Genomic DNA, 17,180 nt, shown 5'->3' on the forward strand with positions numbered 1-17,180 from the left:
TACAAAATTATTCTATTAAATTATTATGATCTACTGCCCAATTGAAAACTTATTTATCTGATAATGGGTAAATTTAATTTAGTGTAGTAAAAAACCCATCAACCTTATATTGATAGTTGATATGCGTATTACTTTAGGATTGCATTAACATAATAGAACTTTTCCCTTCGATGGTTATCCGGGTTGAAGTCACTGTAGAAATACTCTGTATGTTTTATGAGTTCTATCTTAAAATTTGCTAAAAGTTCTTTGATATCATTTAAGTCGGCATAGAAATGTGGTAGACCTTTTTCAAGTTTATCGCGGCTTATAAGAGTATTTTTATCTAATTTATTAGAGCTATTCTCCATAAATTCTGTACTTTCTTTTGAGCAAAATGATAAATATACCTCACCATTTGGTTTAAGTACCCTTTCAATTTCTGAAATTGCTTTTTTCATGCCAATTGAATCGGTATGAGATATAACATGGTAAGCAAAGATACAGTCAAACGATTGATTGGAGTAATGGAGAGATAACATATCACCAACCTCTGCATTTATAAGCAGATTTTCTTTTGCAGCCCATGTTTTTAAGTACTGAACAGCATATTCAGAAATATCCATTGCGGTTACGTTAAACCCTTGTTTTGAAAAATAAATAGCATGGCGGCCAAGTCCTGTTCCTAAATCTAAAAGATCAACATAACCTAATTCCCTCCATTTATTTGCTAAGTAAATGCAGTTATCGACAGGTTTAAGTTGTGGTGATGGATCAATAGCCCAATTATATCCTTTAAGGTTGACAATTTGTTCACACTTGTTATCCATTTCGTAATCCATTTCAATATCTCCTTTTACTGTGATTTGAAAAGTGATACGTGGAAATAGATTAAGCTGAACACCTTTTTTACGTGCTGCCGATGGTGATATCCCGTGAATCTCTTTAAAAGCGCGCGTAAATGCCTCTGGAGATTCATAACCATATTTCAAAGCTACATCGATGACTTTTATAGAATTTGTTTGTAATTCAATAGCAGCCAATGTCATACGTCTTCTGCGAATATATTCATATATTGATAGATTCATAAATATAGAAAATGTACGCTGGAAACTAACTGTAGATTGACACATTATATTCGCAACTTTTTCTAAATCAACGTTGTTATCTAAGTGATCTTCAATATAGTCAAATGCTTCGTTTATTCGTTCAAACCAGTTCAAACGTATCCCTCCTCTCAAAAACAGTATAGTAGATGAATAAATAAAATTCCTTGCACTTTTAGTTTCACTCATGCAAGGTTATTGCTCAAAATATTAATAACTGACGGTTCACATTATCTTTCAGATACAAGATAAATCAGCTATACAAATTGAAATCTGGAACACATTTAAATATGTATTAATTTCGAAATTCTTTGTAACCCATTTGGTTTTACCATTTATTCATACTCTATCATAAATTTTAGTATATCAAGATTATACCCGCAGGTGGTTTAACTTTCTATCTGATTTTAGTTGTTTAATTTTTTATCACACTGAGGACAGCCATAATAACACTCGCCGTGTTTAGTGAACAATGAACAATCATTCCTATATAAATGTTTTTCGTTTTATAAACGCAATATATAAAAGGTAAACAGGCGATGATTCTCGTAAAAAATTCCCACGGAGAAAACAGATGGTACGCAGAAAATAATACCGTAATGATAACCGGAGCACCTATGCCAAAGCGGCTAATCCGGGACATAAGAAATCCCCTAAAATACAATTCTTCCGCAATTGGTCCCAAGATACCATCAGAAACAGCATATAATAAGAAACTGACTATGATAATAAACCGTGGATAATCTTTATAATGTACAAAGAAATCGGAGAGTTTAAAATATTCCGGGACATTTTGATATATGGTTTGAAACATTATATTTCTTTCTAATGGTGAAATGAAAGTAAATACGATTCCTCCGATAAGTATTAACACCACCGATATCCCTAGTGTTTTATGTACCGGCATTTTTTCACACCTAAGAAATGCGCAGGACAGATTGAACTGGTTCGTTTCCTTTTTAGAAAAGTACAAGATTATACCAATCTCAATAGGGATTAATACCACTAAAATAATTACCATAAAGCTTAAGAAAGGCGGAATGATTGCCCGAAATTGAGTCGCCAAAGAATAAGTTCCAAAGATTAGTAGGGCAGGAATAAACACATATAAAAGTAATTTGGGCAGGGATAACTGTCGTATCTTATTATCTGTCATTTGATTACCTCCAAGATTTTTAATTTACAGTCACTCAAGTTAAATTGGTGATTGTTCTCTTTGCTTTCTTGGAGATTATAAACCTTGGTATCATCCCAAGGTCAATACCTTTTTATTCAATTGGAGCAAATACCTCCAGATAGGATTTTGCGTTTCCATGATTTACTGTAATTAAAAGCATACTTATTATCACAAAACCTTTTCCGCTCAATTGATTTTCATTTGCATAACTATAACATTTATGAAACATATCCTGCATGATATCACCTTTATTAATGGAATCTTCCACAATCGTATATAGGCATTTATCAAAAGAGATTATTTTATTATTTTCAGAAGTACTCTTACTTACGTTCCGGGTAATTAACATCTTATTACTTTCAATACCTTTTTCCGAATAGGTTAACATTCTCTTTATACTATGGATGATTGGTTTTCCCCTCAGCTCATTTTTATTTCTATGTATATTTTCATATTCTTTATAAGCCCTATAGTCAGACATTTCACCTAATACTTCAAAAGCAGGCATAACCTGTATGGAAAATTGGTTTAAATTCTTTGCAATCCTGTCACAGGCCTCTTTTCCTTTCCGAATATTAACAAGATAATTCTGCAGTTCATCTATTTTTTTAGTAATTTCTTTTTCTCTTTCTCCTAAAACGGATGAAATTTCTTCATAACTGTCACCTGCCCATATACTGCCGATTTCTTTCATGCTCAGATTCATGGAGAGATAAAATTCTATGGAAAGGACCTTATCAATATCACATATCGTATAGTTTCTATAATTGTTATCATTATTTTGGTCGGGTAAAAGCAATCCTTTTTCTTCATAATATCTTAAACGGTCTCTTGATATTCCGGTTATTGCTGAAACCTGCCCTATGGTATAGGTATCATATTTGTTATCTGTGTGACCCATTAAAGATTCCTCCGTAATATGATTGACTGCTCCAAAGGGCAGACCGCACCTGTGCTTCAAATCAATTATATGCTCTGCATGTATAGTTTTATAAACCGCTTAATTCTACTCTCATAATTTATTAATTTCTTCTATGATCTCCTTATGTCTTTCTTCAAATAACAGGCTTCGGTTGTATTTCGTATACATCTCACTTCCATATTCCCCGATAAACTTTGAACTGTAAAAGTTCACCGTAAGTTCCGTTACAAAAATAACCATTTCCTGACTTTCACCAAAAGCTGTTTCCATAAATTCAAAGACATGTTCCAAAGCTTCTGAGGTTTCGGAGATATTATCCTTACGTCTCCTGGTATCTTCATCAAAAAGAAGTTTTACCAGTTCAAAAGCTCTTGCCGGTTCTTCCACTGTTTTACTTTTTAACTCGGCAGCATACCGTTTTAGGCTTCCTCCGATTCGGTTTGATACGGTTGTTTCCGTCCTGGTTGACTGTCCGCTTTCAATTAATTGTGCAAGCTTCTCTTCTTCCTGTTCTAACAGCTTCTTAAAAAATTCTTCCGGAACTCCTTTTTCTTCCTGTTCAAATATCTGCTGTTTCCATTCTTTTAAACAGTTAAATAACCTATCCACATATAAATCCATCTGGTAAACTTCTTTAAATTTATCATTCAAGCTGCTTAAAAGAAGCCCGATAACATTCAGTTTCTCATCAAAAGGAGCCCGCCCGATCTTTGCGATAGCATTTTGCGTGATATTTCCCTTTAATATTTCCTCTATGGAATAAACTTCTTTGTATTTATTATATAATTCATAATAATTTGCAAAATCCCTTGCAATGGAATTATATTGAATGTATTGGATAACCAAATCTTCCGTAACCGGAAGTTTAAGTTTCTCACAAGTTAAAAGCATTTCCGAAAGATCTTCCCAGCCCCTGGCAGTTGCAAAAAAGGTACCGTCAGGAGTTGTTTCAACACGGTAAAAATTTTCCTTCCGAATATCAAGATAAGAAATGATGGAACCGTGGATCCCCTGCTTGTACGCATATTCTTTCCAGGATGATAGATCCGGTTCGATATCTATTTTTCTCACCCTGTCAAGGGTTACCGTATCAAAATCACGTACGGAACGGTTATATTCCGGAGGATTGCCGGCCGTAATAATAATCCATCCCTCAGGTATTCTACGGTTACCAAAGGATTTGTACTGCAGGAATTGCAGCATGGTAGGGGCCAGGGTCTCCGATACACAGTTTATCTCATCAATAAAGAGGATACCCTCTTTTAACCCTGTAAGTTCGATTTTGTCATAAACCGATGCAATAATTTCACTCATGGTATATTCCGTTACAGAGTATTCTTTTCCGTTATATAATTTTTTCTGGATAAAAGGGAGCCCTACCGCACTTTGCCTGGTATGATGGGTAATGGTATACGCTACTAAGGCAACCTTACATTCCCCTGCCACCTGCTCCATGATCTGGGTTTTACCCACACCCGGAGGTCCGATCAGCAGAATCGGTCTTTGCCTTAAATAAGGAATACGGTAATTACCATATTCATCTTTCGCCAGATATACTTTAACGGTATTTTTTATCTCTTCTTTTGCACGTTTAATATTCATTATCAGACGCCTCCCTGCTGTCATTTTCCTTTAAATTGATCAAATTTCCTTTTTTATAGCTTTGCTGTAATTCCTCCGGTTCGATGATCAGCTTTATTGCCCAGGGCGGAACCAAAGCATCTTCATAATCTTCTCTTAGAAATGCAAAAGCCGTATCATAAGGCGGTCTTGACTTTGGAAATGTCCCCTGCCCATCCGTAAAATAAATTAGCCCCTTTAAACTTGTAAAAGCTTTTTGTATAATCAGTTGATTCACATAATCAAATACCGGGCGAAAATCTGTTCCACCGTTTCCAATTAATTCAAAATGATCCATATAATCTTTTAATTCTTCCTGGCTGGTGATTTTCCGGTCGGAACGTACCTCTTCATCACATTGGATAATATGTATATTTATTTTTCGGAAATAACTTTCGCTTTCCTTTAAGACAGTATACGTCTGTTCTAAAAACTCTCTCACCAGCTCACCGGAACAGGATAGAGAAGTATCGATGGCAATGACGATTTCTTCTACTTTCTTTGTTTCTTTCGTTTCCTGGGGTTCAATTAAAGGCATATTGCCATAAAGCTGTAACCCATAGGTATACAGAAAAGTATCATAGGAATCAATGTCAACTACCGGTTCTTCTCTGAGAACGGCAAATTTTCTTAAAAAATTACGGTAATCATATCTCTTCCGATTCTCCACTTTTACTTCTTCTTTTAGTAATTCAGAATTTTCGGTTTCCTCATTGGAAAAGGTATCCATCTCAGTTTGCATCTTTTCACTGATATCTTTCCATTTTTGCTCTAACGATTCCATGTTCGGATTTGGGGTTTGATCCGTGTTCGGCCAAAAAGAATGGTCGTCCATTCGAAATTCCATCTCCAGCTGCTCTAAATCCATAGGAGCCATGTCAAGATCAAGGAGTAATCCATAGATTTTTTCCGCAGTGGGGACTTTAAATTTATTCGTAAGATTTTCATAGAAAACCAGGCGGAATCTGGAGGATGGATACCTGACACACCGATATCTTATTCCGTCAATAATATACTCCATGGCAATGTCACAGGCAAGGTCCCAAATCCCTTTATGTTCCCGGTGGGGTTTAAACAGATGGCGGAAAATACAGTGAAGAACTACATGAAGATAAGTTCTGTTAATAAGAATGGGGTTGTTTCGAAAACGGTCAATTAAAATATCGGGATCATAATAAAGCTCCACCCCGTCCGTACCTAAAAATTTTATCCCTGGTTTATTTTCATATTGTAAGCTGCTTAAAGGAAGATTTAAAAACCGCATATACAGGCTTAATTCTGACCTGGCTTCTGTCAATATGGTTTTTCCTACTTTCTGCAGTTGTTTTTCTCTGTCTTCTTCCATAATAACACCCATTGCATAACACATCTCCTCACTGATGTGTTACAGACGTCTCTTTCTGATATACTGATTAAGTAATTACATTCCTAATATATTTTTTTAACATTTTTATCTTAATTTACTGTTATAATTCAAACTTCTTCTCCCTTGGCGGATAATGATGCAGACGTTCTTTTAATAAAATCCCGGCACATTCCTTATGCCCTGTCCTGACCGCTTCTTCCAAGGTTTCAGTATAGATTTTCTCAGACATAATTCCAAGACCGGTTAAAAGAATAAGGCCATTTGTATTATCCTGATGAATCATGAATTTGACGGCTTTCTCAATATGTTTGGATATATAACCCAAATACAGTTCTTTTATACTTTCCTGTAATTTGTAGGGATATTTAAGTCTTAGAAAAGCAATGTTTAAAGCTGTTTCATGAATTGTCTGAATCTCTTCCAGTTGAAAAACCATATCATATTCCGTAATATTCAGCTTTCCCTGATCAAAACATTGGCGATAACGGTAACCTGCCCCATGCAGTTGATACTGAAAGACCCTTGCAGATATATTTTCAATGGATTCCTCATAATATTCCGGGAAAATAAATACTCCTTTTTCCTCCTTATCGGTAAATGTTATACACAATTCACTTGTAAGTTCCGTTAAAATTCCCCTTACCCCGGTTATATCATCCGGTTTTGCTTTTACATTAATAGAAACCAGCTTTTCGCAGTTCATAAAAGCACCGTTTTCTATTCGAATCCTTCCGCCAGACATATTGATCTTTTTCAGTTCTTTGCAATTATAAAATGCATATCCGTCTATTACTTCCAGACCGGCCGGTAAAGTAATCTCCTGTAACCTCTGCCCATAAATGTACTCTTTCTTACTGCCGGGAACTTTGAAACCTGTGATTCTTTCTTCAAGAATTTCTGTCCTGCCTTTAAATATTTGAAATGCCCTAGCAGGATCTGAGAAAGCATACGCTCCGATTTTCTTAACAGGATATCCTTTGATATAAGCAGGTAAAGTCACTGCAGTCCCATAACCTTTACAAGAGATAATGGTAATATCATCATCCCTAATAGTATATTGTATATGTAATTCAAGATCGGTGCTATCCTGATTCAACTTAATTATCCTTTCGAAATTGTTATTATCTTCGAATTATTTTATCAAATTATTTCCTTTCTATATTATATAGAAACGGATGTTTTTTAGCAAATAATTTTTATGTTTTAAGGTAAAGTAATTAAAAGAACTGCATTTACTTTAGCAATATTGATTAAAATACATCTGTTAAATAATGGTAGTATTTACTGTGTGTTTATTATATAATTAAGAATATTGTTCGCTATCGGTAGTGGTTGCGAAGCTATGAATTTATATTTAAGGGGGAAAAGAAATGAAAGTTTCAGTTGTTTTTGGCTCACATAAAATCGAAGGAAAAAATAAAGAAATTGAAACGGCAATTAAAAATCTTGATATGCCGCATGATTTTGATTTTATTAGATTAGCAGAAATGAATGTATCACCTACATTGACTCCACTTTATGAGAATGATATGTTTGAAAATATTTTAGCAAGAATGGTTTCTGCCGATGTAGTACTACTTGTTATACCCGTATATTGTCCTTATCCTGCAAAATTTGTTGCTTTGATGGAAAGGTTACTTGATGTTTCTTATCTAAATTCTAATAAACCACTATTAGGAAAAAAGACAGCAATAGTATATTATTGCTCAACTAAAATATGTGATGAAAGACCGATTAAAACTTTGTTTCAAAAATATTTAATGAATGATTACCGTTTTGATATTCCAAATTATGAGAATTATATAAATAACGAAATTAACCCAAACGAAAAATATGACAATGATGTTACAAAGTATGTTATAGATATTTTGAAAAACCTATAATTTGTCAATCTAATAAGCCTATTGAAAGGATTATTAATACACATTAGTTACAGAAAAATAATATTATGAGGTAATAAAACTTATGAATGGAAGCATTACAATAAAATACTTGCAAGAATATATAAAATCAAAAGATAATAACCCTGATATGGTTAAAGATTATTTTTTAAAATTATCAGAAGAAGTAGGTGAACTCTCTAAGGTTATGCGAAAAAATGTTGCACCTGCTACTGAAGCTGAAATAAAGGGTACTAAAGAGGAAGAAATCTGGGATGTCATATATTATGCCTTGGCAATTGCAAACTGCTATGATATTGATTTAGAAAAGTGGATACCCATAAAAGAAAATCTGAATAACAAAAAGTATAATTCTGGTATCGAATTTAAGCCAAATAATTAGAAACAGAGTATCTTTGGCAAAAAGGTGGTATTGAGAAAGACCATGTAGAGCTTAGAAAGATACTGCCCAACGGTACATCCTTTGATGAGTTGACTCAGGATGGTTTACTTCTGGCAGTTAATCACGTAAATAGTTATTCAAGAAAAAGCCTTAATGGTCGGACTCCATTTGAAATGGCATCAATCATTTTCGATGAGAACTTCTTTGAATTGATGGGGTTGAAAAAGATACCGCATGACGAGGTTAATCTTACCCCTGCATTATTAAAAAAGAAAAAGTAGAATTATGTTAAAACATATAAATTAACCAGGCGGTCGCATCTGTTAAATAGTGGTAGTATTTACGTTGTGCTTATTATATAATTAAGAATATTATTCGCTATCGGTTTAAATGGCGAAAACCATTTAACAATGAATGATACATATCAAATCTGAATTTAACGGGAAGTTTTGAACTACAGATTATTTATATTAAGAGGGAGATTAGCGGATGAAAGAAGAGAAAAGTTATAAAGCGGCGTTTTCACAAATTGACATAACGCCTGAATATCAAACAACACTCGTAGGGCGTTACCGGCCCGACAATTCTCAGGGCATATTGGATAGACTTTATGCTCAAGTTTTATTATTTCAAGCAGGAAATGAAATTTTTTGTTTGATTGCCATAGATAACCTTGGTTTGACTGTTCCGCTTGCTAAGATTATACGCTTGAAAACAGCGGAGATATTAAGTACGGAAATTTCTCATATTATGCTTAATTTTTCGCATACACATTCCGCTCCTGAACCGACGCCGTTTGGGCTCAACGGCGAGAGATATTTTGATTTTCTCTGCAAGCGGATAGTAGCGTGTGTGGAAATCGCAAAGATAAATTTTTCTGCGTGTAAAATTGGCTGGGCGTTGACCACCTCTGAAATAGGGGAAAATCGCAGAAATGGTGGTACTATTACGGATAACCGGCTCGGCGGGCTGATGATAGCCAGCGCGGACAATAGCAAGCCGATTGCTTTGATAGTGCGAATCGCAACACATAATAACATGCTTCCGACGAAAAACCTTAATGTTTCAAACGATTTTATCGGCGTTGCCCGTAAGAAATTACAGGATTATTATGGGTATCCGATTATGTTTTTGCAAGGTGCGGCGGGAAATATTAAAGCAATTGGTACAAATAAAATAGGTGAAGGCGGGGATGATGATTTAATCAAAGTTGCGGGCATTTTGTCCGAAGACGTAAAAAAACTGCATTTTGATTTAGAAGAGATAAAGAATATTCAGATGTTTTCAAGAGAGATGACCTTTATTGCTGATGTTCCGTCAAAAGAAGAAGCAGAAAAGATTGCCGCTGATTATCCTACGCAATATGTGTCAGAATGGTTGCAATCCTGTGAGGAGTTAAGATTCAAGGGTGAAAAGACACAGGAATTTACTGCTGAAATCAGCTTTTTAAAATTGAATAAAGGCTGTATATGCGGCGTTTCGGAAGAAATATTTTGTGAACTTGCTCTTGACGCTCAAGACCGCGCGAATAATCCATTGTTATTCTTAAACGGCTATACAAACGGATGCACAGGGTATCTTCCCAGCCGGGAGGAATGGTACAAAGGCGGATATGAAGTGATTGAAAGTAATTTTATAAATCATAAGTATAACGGTCATGTTATGCCGTACCGTGCGGAAACGGCTGACCAAATTGTCGATTTGGTGGTGAGGGAGTGGAAACGGCTGAAAAATTGCACAGTATAAGCATAATGGGAGCACTACAAATTCCAAGTTATAGAGATAATTTTGATTCAGCAGTAAATCACGTAAACAGTTATTCAAGAAAAAGCCTTAATGTCATACTCCATTTGAAATGGCATCAGTCATTTTGAATGAGAACTTCTTTGGATTGATGGGTTGAAAAAAATACCACATGACGAGGTTAATCTTACTCTTACATTATTAAAAAAGCAAAAATAGAACTATGTTAAAACATATAAATTAGCCAGGTGGCAGACTGCATTTAGTATGTCAATTAAGTAGTAAATTTATAAAGCGCTGCAATTTATTCAAAATTGCAGCACTTTTTTTCTTGCCACGTAAGATATAGAACAATACGGGAGATCAATAACCAATCAATATAATTAGGTACCTAATATATTGATTGGTGAATCAAATAAGTATCTAACAGAATTTATTGACAAATAAAAAATGAAATTTTAGAATAGAATTAATTAGGTACCTAAATAAAATTGCTTTGAAAGGAAAATATATATGCAGAAAACAGATCCCAATAATTTGTATCGGTCATTTATGAAATTATACCGTCAGATGTTTCGAGCAGCACAATTTAATCTGCAGGGAAACCACGACATTTATCAGGGACAGGCGGGCTTGCTTCAATTGGTTTTAAAGAATAACGGAGCCAGCCAGAAAGAACTTGCAGAGCAGCTGGATATCCGTCCATCTTCCATGACGGAGATGTTAACAAAAATGGAACGAACAGGATTGATCCTACGCAGTCAGGATGAAAAAGACCGCCGTATTATGCGCATTTATCTTACGGATAAAGGTAAAACCACGGCTGATTCCATTAGTGGAATTACGGCAGATTTTTTGAACTCTATTTTCAATACTTTGTCAGAAAATGAAAAGGAACAATTATCTGATATGATACAAAAGCTTTCAGCATATATGGAGAATACAAATGGGAAGATTAAGGATATATCCCTTGGAGAGGATAAATTAAATACAGAAAAGCATCAAAAATCCGGTCGGAAAGAGAATAAAAAGCAACAGGAAAGCAGACAGAGCAACATGCCTTCCTATTTGTTATAACGTAATTTCTCAATTATTTATATTCAGTTTAAATATCATTGATATTATATAGGGTATTATTTTGCGTTACGCCCTCATTTTATTTAGTCGGAGCTGCTCTGGGAGAATGATTGACTTAATAATTGCAGTATAGTAGTATGTATGAAACGATTCATTTTTTATCAGAGATAAAAATAAATCAGTGAAAATAAAAACGGGAAACAAATATCTTTTAAAATGGGAGGCTTTAGCTTGAATTTAAAAGTTACAAATCAATTTTTATGGTTGCCGGTATCCGTAAATTCAAAACAGGTTAAGCTGCATTTTTATGCAGAAGGGGAAAAGTTTCAGGAAATAGATATTTGTTTAGGAAACAGGGAATGTGATTTTTACGTTTCACTGGAGGTATCTAAGTGGATAGGTAAGGAACTCACTATATTAAGTGAAAATGGGGAAGTATCTGCCGGATCATTTCTTTTCAGAGAAGAAAAACCGGATTACTCTTATGCTTACCGCCCGAAACTTCATTTTACACCGGAGATAGGATGGCATAATGACCCCAATGGACTACTTTTTGCAGACGGTCTTTACCATTTATATTACCAAAGGAATCCCTATGGTGTTGTCTGGGGCAATATGCATTGGGGACACTCGGTAAGCAAGGATTTAATTCATTGGGAACATAAACCGGTAGCCCTTTATCCGGACCACAATGGTACAATCTTTTCAGGAAGCGGTATTATAGATAGTTCTGATAAATTAAGTTATGGCAAAGATGCACATATTTATTATTATACGGCAGCCGGAGGGACTAATGAATGGTCTAAGAAAAAGGATATTCCATTTACCCAGAGAATGGCATATTCTGTAGATGGCGGTAACACCTTAATAAAATCAGAACGTTTTTGTATGGATCACATCATAAAGGAAAACAGGGACCCTAAAGTATTTTATCATAAACAAACCGGTGCCTATATTATGGTGTTGTATTTAGATGGTTATGATTTTGCTGTTTTCCGTTCCAATGACCTGATTCAGTGGGAAGAAACCCAGAGACTACATTTTGATGGAATGTGGGAATGTCCGGATTTATTTGAACTGCCGGTGGATATGACTTCCAAAACTAAATGGGTGTTCTGGTCAGCTGATGGTTATTATGTATTAGGCGTTTTTGACGGTTATACGTTTCAAGCGGAAACCGGAGTCTTAAATGCATACGGTACAAAGTTGGCTTATGCGGCTCAGACTTATTCCGGAACCAGGGATAGAGTTATCAGTGTAGCTTGGCTTCGGATGAAAAATCACAGGGGAAATTACTGTGGCTTAATGTCCCTTCCTATGGAATTATCTCTCACTGAAACGTTTGATGGAATACGTTTAAAATTACAACCGACCAAGGAATTTAAACGTTTGGAGGGTACGTATCAGCTGCTTAATGAAGAGGAAGTATTATTAAAAGGAATTCCGGCCTGTATTAAGTTTTGCTGGGATAACTCTGCGGAAGGAGAAACAAGACTTCAAATCGGTAATACCGAGATAACCATACAGTTAAAATTAAACCGGTTAATGATTAATACAAAAGAGAATGACAGTGAAGTTACAGTCATTTCTCTTGGCAGAAATGTGAAACAAGAGCTTACATTAATCCTGGATCAAGAGGTTATAGAATTCCTTTGTAACGACGGAACGGTGTACGGTGCGGTGGAAGTGGAAGAAAATATACTTGGAAAATCTGTAAAAATAATGGAAACCGGAAATGGTATTACAAAAGAGATGTGTAAACTTGCAGCAGACTAAAGAGATGGGGGTTCGTAATGTGATTACCATAAAAGATGTTGCTAAAGATGCCGGCGTTTCCGTAGGTACCGTATCCAAAGTACTTAATAATATCTATGTTACTGTTGCCAATAAAGAGAAAGTGGAGCAGTCAATTAAGGGGTTAGGATATCAGGTCAATACTTATGCGAGAGGATTAAAAGCACAAAGGACCAATACGGTTGCAATAATTGTTCCCGATCTGATCAGCCCTTTTTTCGCTTTGCTGGTAAATTACGTGGAACAGGCACTTTCGGAAATGAATTATAAATTACTAATTTGTAATTCATATTGTAAGAAAGAAAAGGAAATCGCTTATATTAATATGGCAAAGCAAAATAAAGTGGATGGACTTATATGTGTAACCTACAGTAATAGTGATGAATATTTAAGAGATGATTTACCCATTGTCTCCATCGATCGTCATTTTAAGCCGAAAGTCTGCTGCGTTGCCAGTGACAATTATCGTGGCGGCAAAATAGCCGCAGAAAAGTTAATTGAAACAGGCTGTAAAAATATTGTCTTTATAAGAAACGGTTCCAACATTAACGGTGAAACCTTAAAAAGAGGAAAAGGTTTTATAGATGCTTGTGAAAAAGCCGGAATCGATTACTGTACTAAGGAGTTCGGGGAAGAAACTACGCTTGAAAAGGGCGGAGAGACGGAACATAAAGTCTGTTGTTTTCTGGAACAATGTATGAAGAATGGTAAATTTTTATATGATGGAATTTTTACAAGTTCAGATTCCTTAGGACAGATTATAATCGAAAAATTAAAGAAAATGGGTCTTAATATTCCTATGGACGTCCAGATAATCGGATATGATGGATTGAGAGCTTTAAATGTAGGAGCATATCAATTATCCAGCATTAAACAGCCGGTAAAAGATATGGCCGTTACCAGCGTAAATCATTTGATGAAATTAATCAATAAAGAACCTGTAGATGAACTTACAATCTTACCGGTTTCCTTTGTAGACGGCGGAACTACCAGATAAGAGCCTATGAAACAAATAGTTCTATATTTTATCTGTATGGTGGGGGATGTTGCAAAATTAACAGCCGGATAAGGCTATTTTGTAACACCCTCTTGTTCTGTCAGTCAATATAGCTGACTGCTTTATAAGGTTTTCTGTAATTATAATCTAATACCCGGATACCTGTACTTGGACTGCCGGCGGAAATTACTTTGCTGTCTCCGATATATATTGCAACATGATTAACAACACCGTTTTTCTTATAAAATAATAAGTCAGCAGGTTTTATATGGGAAAGTGAAATATCTTTCCCTCCTGCTGCCTGCATTTTTGATGTCCTTGGTATAGTAATCCCTTTATCTCTAAAAACGGATTGCGTAAATCCGGAACAATCAGATCCATTTGTTAAACTGGTTCCTCCCCATACGTACGGATTACCTACAAATTGCAGTGCATAAGCCACGATTTCTTTACGGATGCCGGAGGAATCATTCTTTGTCATTTCAGATGCGCTGTAAGGAAAGATAAAACAAGTCAAGGTATTGATTTTACTAGATTTCAATTCATTTTCACTCTCCTTTCTTATCTTAATACAGCCAGGTAATTGCAAAACTATATAGTTTTCCGAAAATCCCATACAATTAATAACTGTTTCACAAATTCCTGTCTTTTTAGCCCATATGAATATTTTGTTTAAAAGAAAAGAAATAATATAAATTGATAAATCACCACTTATAGCCTTGCCTTTTTACGTAGTTCGGATATCTTATATTATTTCAATTTATCTTATGTTTAAATGTCGAAAGTTGTTACAATGTGGCAGAATAGCTTGTTTCTCGTTCATATGAAAATGTTCTTTCCATAAAAGAGTTATACCATAAAAGAGTTATATTAAAGTACCTTAATGCAGGTTATTATAAAGTAAATCTGGCATATTTCTTAGGGGTTATGCCGACTGCTTTAGTAAAGGATTTCAAGAAATTACTGTAATCATTAAATCCGCACATTTCGCTTGCTTCATTCACGGTGTAACCCTCTGACAGGAGGGACTTGGCAATGGTAATACGTTTGGCCGTAATATATTTGTTTATAGTAGTACCGGTAGCCAGTTTAAAGATACGGCAAATATAAGAAGTACTAAGGAAGAAATGTTCGGACAATTCATTAATGGTAAGAGGTGCCTGTATATTTTGATTAATGTATGTAAGAATCCGGTCAACCTGTTCGTGATACAGGGACTCGTCATTGGAATCATACAATTTTTGCTTACTCCGGAATAAGCAGTTTAAAAAAACCATTAACTCTACAAAGGCGGATTGTTCGATTAAATCCGCTCCAAAGCCATTTGTGCTTAAAATTTTATGTATATAATATAAAAAGCGTTTTTGATCCTGCGAGCTTAAGGTGAGTTTATGCAGCTCGGTTAAGTCTCTGGAAAAGCAGTAATTCAAATCTGTTTCTGAAGATGATAGGGTTTTTAAATAATCGGGATATACGGAAAGAACGATCCTTTCATGTATTTCCTGGTCGATCTGTATTAAATGGTGGCTTTCGTATTGGTTTATAAAGAAAATATCTCCGGGCTGAATATTATAAAACCGGTTATCAATTAAAAATTGTTTACCACCGGATATGGAATAATAGATTTCATAGCAGTCATGAATATGCATATTCATAGGTTTTTCGTCATTATATAAATGAGCGATTGCAAAGTTTTTATTTTCGATACAAGAATCCATTGCTGCTTTACAGGTACTGTATGCTTTCATTTCTTTTTCCTTTCTTAAAACAATAATTTCTTAGGTTATTGCGAAACTCGAAGATTATTTGAATATACCATACAATTAATACAAGTTTCATAGCATCAGTTACCTTCAGGGGCAAAATTCAGCTCTGAAATTGTATTAATGCATGGCATATAAATACAATAATCTAGTTTCGTAATTACCTGGCAATAAATTCTGGTTTTTGGGTACAAATGACCGTACGTCAGAAATCAATCCGAAAGACTTGATTACCGTTTGAGTCTTTTATTTTTATATTCAGTCCAATAATTACACTATGAATAATTCCAGTATATCACACTGTTCAATATTTGCAAGATTTTATGTAATATATTACAAGAAAGAGAAAATATCATATGCTATAATTGGTTTATAAGGAATGGAAATTCCATAATAACTCGCAGCAAATAGATATATAAATCTGGTTATCGAAACATACAGGAGGTATTAAAATGGAAGTTAGAACAGCAGTATCACCAAAAGACATAAAGACTTACACAACGGACCGGCTAAGAGAAGAATTCTTAATTCAAAATCTGTTTACAGCGGATGAAATCAAAATGGTATACAGCCATATTGACCGCATTATTACAGGAGCAGCTACGCCGGTAAATAAAATCTTGGGTTTATCTTCCGGAAAAGAACTTCACTGTGAATACTTCTTAGAAAGAAGAGAGCTTGGAATTATTAACATCGGGGGAACGGGAACTGTTATGATCGACGGCAAAAAATACACAGTCCGTTTTATGGAAGGATTATATGCAGGTATGGGTTCCAGGGAGATTTCCTTTACCAGTGAGGATAGAAACGATCCGGCAAAATTCTATTTTAACAGTGCGCCTGCACATAAATCTTATCCCACTGTATTGATTAAAAGGGAGGGGAAAGAGGAAGACGGCGTTGTTATTATCAAAGAGGAAAATAAAGTTGAACTGGGCAGTCTGGAAGAATCCAATCACCGTGTCATATGCAAATATATTCTGCCGGGGCAGGTTAAGAGCTGCCAGCTGGTTATGGGAATGACCTCTTTAAAGCCGGGCAGTGTCTGGAATACCATGCCATGTCATACCCATGACAGAAGAATGGAAGTTTATTTATATTTTGGCATACCGGAAGATGCCTTTGTTATGCATTATATGGGAGAACCAACAGAGACAAGGCATATTGTGGTAAGAAATGAAGAAGCTGTTATTTCACCAAGCTGGTCCATTCATAGCGGAAGCGGATCCAGAGCATATACATTTATCTGGGGAATGGTTGGTGAGAATCAGGAATTTGGCGATATGGATGCAGTAAATAACCGCGATCTCAGATAAGATAAAATCAGTTTATGGGTTTTATTATGCAACCAAC

15 protein-coding genes are annotated in these 17,180 nt (G+C 35.2%); 7 read left to right on the forward strand and 8 right to left on the reverse strand.

All coding sequences use genetic code 11. From position 1 onward, the window contains the following. Nucleotides 1–128: 128 nt before the first annotated feature. From Ana3638_RS13140 to Ana3638_RS13165, 6 genes are all read right to left on the reverse strand, one after another. A complete protein-coding gene (locus Ana3638_RS13140) occupies nt 129–1,202 on the reverse strand; it encodes a methyltransferase domain-containing protein (RefSeq protein ID WP_161838432.1) in 1,074 nt (357 codons plus the stop codon). A 298-nt stretch (nt 1,203–1,500) separates the two neighbouring features. Then, nucleotides 1,501–2,241, reverse strand: coding sequence for a CPBP family intramembrane glutamic endopeptidase (locus Ana3638_RS13145; RefSeq protein WP_161838433.1), 741 nt, complete (start codon nt 2,239–2,241; stop codon nt 1,501–1,503). 112 nt (nt 2,242–2,353) lie between these two features. Next, on the reverse strand, nt 2,354–3,163 hold the full coding sequence (locus Ana3638_RS13150) for a MerR family transcriptional regulator (RefSeq protein WP_161838434.1): 810 nt from the start codon (nt 3,161–3,163) through the stop codon (nt 2,354–2,356). Nucleotides 3,164–3,274: 111 nt separating this feature from the next. After that, nucleotides 3,275–4,786: an ATP-binding protein gene (locus Ana3638_RS13155; protein WP_161838435.1), complete on the reverse strand. Its 1,512-nt coding sequence runs from the start codon at nt 4,784–4,786 to the stop codon at nt 3,275–3,277. Further along, nucleotides 4,776–6,161 (reverse strand): vWA domain-containing protein, encoded by a 1,386-nt coding sequence (locus Ana3638_RS13160; protein ID WP_246240200.1) that lies wholly within the window; start codon nt 6,159–6,161, stop codon nt 4,776–4,778. The genes Ana3638_RS13155 and Ana3638_RS13160 overlap by 11 nt, the downstream gene beginning before the upstream one ends. Nucleotides 6,162–6,270: 109 nt before the next feature. After that, a complete protein-coding gene (locus Ana3638_RS13165) occupies nt 6,271–7,266 on the reverse strand; it encodes a leucine-rich repeat protein (RefSeq protein WP_161838436.1) in 996 nt (331 codons plus the stop codon). 274 nt (nt 7,267–7,540) lie between these two features. On the opposite strand from Ana3638_RS13165, the gene Ana3638_RS13170 reads away from it, so the two are divergent. The 6 genes from Ana3638_RS13170 to Ana3638_RS13195 all read left to right on the forward strand — a co-directional run bounded on the left by Ana3638_RS13170 (nt 7,541) and on the right by Ana3638_RS13195 (nt 14,064). Beyond that, nucleotides 7,541–8,053: an NAD(P)H-dependent oxidoreductase gene (locus Ana3638_RS13170; RefSeq protein ID WP_161838437.1), complete on the forward strand. Its 513-nt coding sequence runs from the start codon at nt 7,541–7,543 to the stop codon at nt 8,051–8,053. An 82-nt stretch (nt 8,054–8,135) separates the two neighbouring features. After that, the gene (locus Ana3638_RS13175) at nt 8,136–8,453 is read left to right on the forward strand and encodes a nucleoside triphosphate pyrophosphohydrolase family protein (RefSeq protein WP_202621493.1); all 318 of its coding nucleotides are present in this window, start codon (nt 8,136–8,138) and stop codon (nt 8,451–8,453) included. Between the two features lie 489 nt (nt 8,454–8,942). Further along, complete coding sequence (locus Ana3638_RS13180) at nt 8,943–10,199, forward strand: alkaline ceramidase (protein ID WP_161838438.1); 1,257 nt, start codon at nt 8,943–8,945, stop codon at nt 10,197–10,199. 510 nt (nt 10,200–10,709) lie between these two features. After that, complete coding sequence (locus tag Ana3638_RS13185; protein ID WP_161838439.1) at nt 10,710–11,273, forward strand: MarR family winged helix-turn-helix transcriptional regulator; 564 nt, start codon at nt 10,710–10,712, stop codon at nt 11,271–11,273. A 231-nt stretch (nt 11,274–11,504) separates the two neighbouring features. Further along, on the forward strand, nt 11,505–13,049 hold the full coding sequence (locus Ana3638_RS13190) for a glycoside hydrolase family 32 protein (RefSeq protein ID WP_161838440.1): 1,545 nt from the start codon (nt 11,505–11,507) through the stop codon (nt 13,047–13,049). Further along, nucleotides 13,036–14,064: a LacI family DNA-binding transcriptional regulator gene (locus Ana3638_RS13195; protein WP_246240203.1), complete on the forward strand. Its 1,029-nt coding sequence runs from the start codon at nt 13,036–13,038 to the stop codon at nt 14,062–14,064. The genes Ana3638_RS13190 and Ana3638_RS13195 overlap by 14 nt, the downstream gene beginning before the upstream one ends. A gap of 100 nt (nt 14,065–14,164) precedes the next feature. Here Ana3638_RS13195 and Ana3638_RS13200 read toward each other — a convergent pair whose 3' ends face one another. Continuing rightward, the gene (locus tag Ana3638_RS13200) at nt 14,165–14,605 is read right to left on the reverse strand and encodes a C40 family peptidase (RefSeq protein ID WP_246240206.1); all 441 of its coding nucleotides are present in this window, start codon (nt 14,603–14,605) and stop codon (nt 14,165–14,167) included. A 352-nt stretch (nt 14,606–14,957) separates the two neighbouring features. Beyond that, nucleotides 14,958–15,812 carry a helix-turn-helix domain-containing protein gene (locus Ana3638_RS13205; RefSeq protein ID WP_161838442.1) on the reverse strand — a complete coding sequence of 285 codons (855 nt, stop codon included), beginning with the start codon at nt 15,810–15,812 and terminating at the stop codon, nt 14,958–14,960. A 467-nt stretch (nt 15,813–16,279) separates the two neighbouring features. On the opposite strand from Ana3638_RS13205, the gene kduI reads away from it, so the two are divergent. Beyond that, entirely contained in the window at nt 16,280–17,143 is an 864-nt protein-coding gene (gene kduI / locus Ana3638_RS13210; protein WP_161838443.1) for a 5-dehydro-4-deoxy-D-glucuronate isomerase, read from the forward strand. Nucleotides 17,144–17,180 lie beyond the last annotated feature (37 nt).

Source organism: Anaerocolumna sedimenticola, assembly GCF_009931695.1.
Taxonomy (GTDB): Bacteria; Bacillota; Clostridia; order Lachnospirales; family Lachnospiraceae; genus Anaerocolumna; species Anaerocolumna sedimenticola.

Excerpts from the sequence above, each read along its gene's own strand:
- Ana3638_RS13145 (WP_161838433.1), bottom strand. The coding sequence starts at position 2,241 with ATGACAGATAATAAGATACGACAGTTATCCCTGCCCAAATTACTTTTA.
- Ana3638_RS13150 (WP_161838434.1), bottom strand. The coding sequence starts at position 3,163 with ATGGGTCACACAGATAACAAATATGATACCTATACCATAGGGCAGGTT.
- Ana3638_RS13155 (WP_161838435.1), bottom strand. The coding sequence starts at position 4,786 with ATGAATATTAAACGTGCAAAAGAAGAGATAAAAAATACCGTTAAAGTA.
- Ana3638_RS13160 (WP_246240200.1), bottom strand. The coding sequence starts at position 6,161 with ATGGGTGTTATTATGGAAGAAGACAGAGAAAAACAACTGCAGAAAGTA.
- Ana3638_RS13170 (WP_161838437.1), top strand. The coding sequence starts at position 7,541 with ATGAAAGTTTCAGTTGTTTTTGGCTCACATAAAATCGAAGGAAAAAAT.
- Ana3638_RS13175 (WP_202621493.1), top strand. The coding sequence starts at position 8,136 with ATGAATGGAAGCATTACAATAAAATACTTGCAAGAATATATAAAATCA.
- Ana3638_RS13180 (WP_161838438.1), top strand. The coding sequence starts at position 8,943 with ATGAAAGAAGAGAAAAGTTATAAAGCGGCGTTTTCACAAATTGACATA.
- Ana3638_RS13185 (WP_161838439.1), top strand. The coding sequence starts at position 10,710 with ATGCAGAAAACAGATCCCAATAATTTGTATCGGTCATTTATGAAATTA.
- Ana3638_RS13205 (WP_161838442.1), bottom strand. The coding sequence starts at position 15,812 with ATGAAAGCATACAGTACCTGTAAAGCAGCAATGGATTCTTGTATCGAA.
- kduI (WP_161838443.1), top strand. The coding sequence starts at position 16,280 with ATGGAAGTTAGAACAGCAGTATCACCAAAAGACATAAAGACTTACACA.